The organism is Apibacter sp. B2912, from assembly GCF_009827835.1.
Lineage (GTDB): Bacteria > Bacteroidota > Bacteroidia > Flavobacteriales > Weeksellaceae > Apibacter.
Genome location: NZ_WINV01000010.1, coordinates 1 through 5,397, shown reverse-complemented (window position 1 = coordinate 5,397; position 5,397 = coordinate 1). Strand labels below are relative to the sequence as shown.

2 tRNA genes and 3 rRNA genes are annotated in these 5,397 nt (G+C 46.4%); all 5 read left to right on the top strand.

Going from position 1 to position 5,397, the window contains the following annotated elements:
* Positions 1–320: 320 nt before the first annotated feature.
* The 5 genes from GFV01_RS09950 (at position 321) to rrf (ending at position 5,324) form a co-directional block, all read left to right on the top strand.
* Positions 321–1,841: ribosomal RNA gene (locus tag GFV01_RS09950) — 16S ribosomal RNA — on the top strand.
* Between the two features lie 202 nt (positions 1,842–2,043).
* Positions 2,044–2,117: transfer RNA gene (locus tag GFV01_RS09945), tRNA-Ile, on the top strand.
* 13 nt (positions 2,118–2,130) lie between these two features.
* Positions 2,131–2,204, top strand: a tRNA-Ala gene (locus tag GFV01_RS09940).
* Positions 2,205–2,322: 118 nt separating this feature from the next.
* Positions 2,323–5,145 (top strand): 23S ribosomal RNA (locus GFV01_RS09935).
* 71 nt (positions 5,146–5,216) lie between these two features.
* Positions 5,217–5,324, top strand: a 5S ribosomal RNA gene (gene rrf, locus GFV01_RS09930).
* The 16S, 23S and 5S rRNA genes sit together here with 2 tRNA genes alongside, the layout of an rRNA operon.
* Positions 5,325–5,397: the final 73 nt, after the last annotated feature.

Below are 5,397 nucleotides of genomic sequence, written 5' to 3'. Positions count from 1 at the left end.
AAAAAAAATTAAAAATTTTTTTTGAGGTTAAGTGGTTCGTATTCAGTATATTAGTAATAAATTAGCAAAAAAGATTAAAAAAAGATTACAAAAAAACTTGCGGGGAAAGAAAAAGTAGCTATCTTTGCACCCGCAAGTCAGGAACAACGAAAGAGAAAAACAGAAGATGAGGGGACCTGAGAAGCGCAAAAGATCGTTGAAATAAAAAGTTTTTTAAACAAAGCTTACGAAAGATAAAAAGTAGTAAAACACAACCTGGAAGAAAAGAGATTCTTTTGAGTTAGGGAAAAAGCCTTGAAATTGATAATAACAAAGAAATTACAATGGAGAGTTTGATCCTGGCTCAGGATGAACGCTAGCGGGAGGCCTAACACATGCAAGCCGAGGGGTATTTTGGAGCTTGCTTCAAGAGAGACCGGCGTACGGGTGCGTAACGCGTATGCAACTTACCTGTATCACTGGGATAGCCCGGGGAAACCCGGATTAATACCGGATAACATATCAGTCAGCATTGGTAGATATTAAAAGATTAATCGGATACAGATAGGCATGCGTAGGATTAGTTAGTTGGTAAGGTAACGGCTTACCAAGACGATGATCCTTAGGGGGCCTGAGAGGGTGAACCCCCACACTGGAACTGAGACACGGACCAGACTCCTACGGGAGGCAGCAGTGAGGAATATTGGACAATGGGTGAGAGCCTGATCCAGCCATCCCGCGTGAAGGACGACAGCCCTATGGGTTTTAAACTTCTTTTGTATGGGAATAAACCACATTACGTGTAATGTTCTGAAGGTACCATACGAATAAGCATCGGCTAACTCCGTGCCAGCAGCCGCGGTAATACGGAGGATGCGAGCGTTATCCGGATTTATTGGGTTTAAAGGGTCCGTAGGCGGGTTGATAAGTCAGCGGTGAAAACCTGCAGCTTAACTGTAGAACTGCCGTTGATACTGTTAATCTTGAATAGTATTGAAGTAGCTGGAATGTGTAGTGTAGCGGTGAAATGCATAGATATTACACAGAACCCCGATTGCGAAGGCAGGTTACTAAATACCGATTGACGCTGATGGACGAAAGCGTGGGGAGCGAACAGGATTAGATACCCTGGTAGTCCACGCCGTAAACGATGGATACTCGTTGTTGGGGATTAACCCTCAGTGACTAAGCGAAAGTAATAAGTATCCCACCTGGGGAGTACGACCGCAAGGTTGAAACTCAAAGGAATTGACGGGGGCCCGCACAAGCGGTGGAGCATGTGGTTTAATTCGATGATACGCGAGGAACCTTACCAGGGCTTAAATGGGAATTGACGTACTTAGAAATAAGTATTTCTACGGACAATTTTCAAGGTGCTGCATGGTTGTCGTCAGCTCGTGCCGTGAGGTGTCAGGTTAAGTCCTATAACGAGCGCAACCCTTATCATTAGTTGCCAGCGATTAAAGTCGGGAACTCTAATGAGACTGCCGGTGCAAACCGCGAGGAAGGTGGGGATGACGTCAAATCATCACGGCCCTTACGCCCTGGGCCACACACGTGCTACAATGGCCGGTACAGAGGGCAGCTACTGGGCAACCAGATGCGAATCTCAAAAGCCGGTCTCAGTTCGGATTGGAGTCTGCAACTCGACTCTATGAAGCTGGAATCGCTAGTAATCGCAGATCAGCCATGCTGCGGTGAATACGTTCCCGGGCCTTGTACACACCGCCCGTCAAGCCATGGAAGCTGGGGGTACCTGAAGTCGGTGACCGTAAAAGGAGCTGCCTAGGGTAAAACTAGTGACTGGGGCTAAGTCGTAACAAGGTAGCCGTACCGGAAGGTGCGGCTGGAACATCTCTTTTTTAGAGCAAAAAGTCAAAACAAGGAATAAAAACCCCAAAAGAAGCTGACAACTTCCAGGTGTTTCCTACTTAAACAAATAAAAGAGTAAGTAAAAAGTTAAAAAAACACAAGATATATAACACCCCTGAAAAGCCCCTGTAAGGAAAAGGTAAGACATAAGAAGAAGAGTAAAAGGAGCAACGAGGAAAATAGAAATCAATCAGTCTCATAGCTCAGCCGGTTAGAGCGCTACACTGATAATGTAGAGGTCGGCAGTTCGAGTCTGCCTGAGACTACAAAGGGAAACAAGGGGAATTAGCTCAGCTGGCTAGAGCGCCTGCCTTGCACGCAGGAGGTCAAGGGTTCGACTCCCTTATTCTCCACAAGGTTCTAAAAACGAAAGAAGTAGTAAAAAAGAACCAGTGTTATATACGGATCATTGACATTATTGGGATTTTATATAAAAAAATAAACCGAGCGGCCAATACAATTGGCTAAGGAAAAGAAATCGTTAAGGGCGTATGGCGGATGCCTAGGCTTCAAGAGGCGAAGAAAGACGTGGTAAGCTGCGAAAAGCTGCGGGGATTGGCACACACGAATAGATCCGCAGATGTCTGAATGGGGCAACCCACTATACAAGAGTATAGTATTCCCGCAAGGGAAGGCAAACCTTCCGAACTGAAACATCTAAGTAGGAAGAGGAAAAGAAATCAACCGAGATTCCGAGAGTAGTGGCGAGCGAAATCGGAAGAGCCCAAAAGTATGTAATTAGATAGCAGAATGTTTTGGAAAGAACAACCAAAGAAGGTGAAAGTCCTGTAAGTGAAATCTGGATATGTATGAAAAAGAGTAGGGCGGGACACGTGAAATCCTGTCTGAACATGGGGGGACCATCCTCCAAGGCTAAATACTCCTTGAAGACCGATAGCGAACAAGTACCGTGAGGGAAAGGTGAAAAGTATTTCGAAAAGAAAGATGAAAGAGACCCTGAAACCATACGCCTACAAGCGGTCGGAGCATCGTAAGGTGTGACGGCGTGCCTTTTGCATAATGAGCCTACGAGTTAATTTCACTAGCGAGGTTAAGTAGTTCAGCTACGGAGCCGCAGCGAAAGCGAGTCTGAATAGGGCGTTGAGTTAGTGGGATTAGACGCGAAACCTTGTGATCTATCCATGGGCAGGTTGAAGCTTTGGTAACACAAAGTGGAGGACCGAACCGGTTGACGTTGAAAAGTCTTCGGATGACCTGTGGATAGGGGTGAAAGGCTAATCAAACTGGGAGATAGCTCGTACTCCCCGAAATGCATTTAGGTGCAGCGTTAAGAAAGAGTATACTAGAGGTAGAGCTACTGATTGGATGCGGGGGTTTCACCGCCTACCAAATCCTGACAAACTCCGAATGCTATTATATGTTTCTTAGCAGTGAGGGCATGGGTGCTAAGGTCCATGTCCGAGAGGGAAAGAACCCAGAGCAACAGCTAAGGTCCCGAAATGTATACTAAGTTGAACAAACGAGGTCAGACTGCCCAGACAGCTAGGATGTTGGCTTGGAAGCAGCCATTCATTTAAAGAGTGCGTAACAGCTCACTAGTCGAGCGGTTTGGCATGGATAATACTCGGGCATAAGTATACTACCGAAGCTATGCGAAATGAAAATTTCGGTAGGGGAGCATTCTATATGCGCAGAATCAGTAAGGTGACTTATTGTGGAGCGTATAGAAAAGAAAATGTAGGCATAAGTAACGATAATGAAGGTGAGAAACCTTCACGCCGAAAATCCAAGGTTTCCTCAGCTATGCTAATCAGCTGAGGGTAAGTCGGGACCTAAGGTGAATCCGAGAGGAGCAATCGATGGGAAATCGGTTAATATTCCGATACCGGCTGTAAATTCGATGGAGTGACAGAGTAATGACACTACCGCGTACTGACGGAATAGTACGTTTAAGTCTGTAGGTAAATCAGCAATAGTAAAATGCGTTGCCGATGCCGAAGGTGAAAGTACCATGAAGCTACGGTGGAATGGATAGTGTAGGTAAGAGCTCTCAAGAAAAACTTCTAAGGCAAGTTTACAGCGCCCGTACCAAAACCGACACAGGTGGATGAGGAGAGTATCCTAAGGCGCTCGAGTGAATCATGGTTAAGGAACTAGGCAAAATAGACCTGTAACTTCGGGAGAAAGGTCGCTCCCCGTAAAAAGGGAGCCGCAGTGAAAAGGCCCAGGCGACTGTTTATCAAAAACACAGGACTCTGCAAAATCGCAAGATGACGTATAGGGTCTGACACCTGCCCGGTGCTGGAAGGTTAAGGAAGGAGGTTAGCGCAAGCGAAGCCTTTGACTGAAGCCCCAGTAAACGGCGGCCGTAACTATAACGGTCCTAAGGTAGCGAAATTCCTTGTCGGGTAAGTTCCGACCTGCACGAATGGTGTAACGATCTGGGCACTGTCTCAACCATGAGCTCGGTGAAATTGTAGTATCGGTGAAGATGCCGATTACCCGCAATGGGACGAAAAGACCCTGTGAACCTTTACTATAGCTTCGTATTGACTTCGGGTAAATGATGTGTAGGATAGGTGGGAAACTAAGAATCGGCTTCGCCAGGAGTCGAGGAGTTGACGTTGAAATACCACCCTTTATTTATCTGGAGCCTAACTTCTGAACAGAAGGACATTGCGTGGTGGGTAGTTTGACTGGGGTGGTCGCCTCCAAAAGAGTAACGGAGGCTTTCAAAGGTACCCTCAGCACGCTTGGCAACCGTGCGCAGAGTGTAATGGCATAAGGGTGCTTGACTGCAAGACCGACAAGTCGAGCAGGTGCGAAAGCAGGACATAGTGATCCGGTGGTTCCGCATGGAAGGGCCATCGCTCATAGGATAAAAGGTACTCCGGGGATAACAGGCTAGTCTCCCCCAAGAGCTCACATCGACGGGGAGGTTCGGCACCTCGATGTCGGCTCGTCACATCCTGGGGCTGGAGAAGGTCCCAAGGGTTGGGCTGTTCGCCCATTAAAGTGGCACGCGAGCTGGGTTCAGAACGTCGTGAGACAGTTCGGTCTCTATCTATTGCGGGCGTAGAATTTTGCGTGGAGTTGACTCTAGTACGAGAGGACCGAGTTGAACAAACCTCTGGTGTATCAGTTGTGCCGCCAGGTTCACCGCTGAGTAGCTAAGTTTGGAAGAGATAAGCACTGAAAGCATATAAGTGCGAAACTCGCCACAAGATAAGAATTCGATATAGGGTCGTGGGAGAATACCACGTTGATAGGCTACAGGTGTAAAGGCAGTGATGTCATAGCCGAGTAGTACTAATTACCCGGAGATTTCGTCCAAGAAAAAAATAAAAGTTAATAGAATTGGCCGTAAGCGTTTAAAAATTTATATAAAATCCCATTAAGATATTTAGGGTGGTTATAGCGGTAGGGCTCACCTGTTCCCATTTCGAACACAGAAGTTAAGCCTACTTGCGCTGATGGTACTGCAAACGCGGGAGAGTAGGTAGCCGCCGGTTTTTTAAAAAAGAAAGCTTTGTATAGAATTATACAAGGCTTTTTTTGTTTTGTATTGAAGTGGTTTTTTTGGTT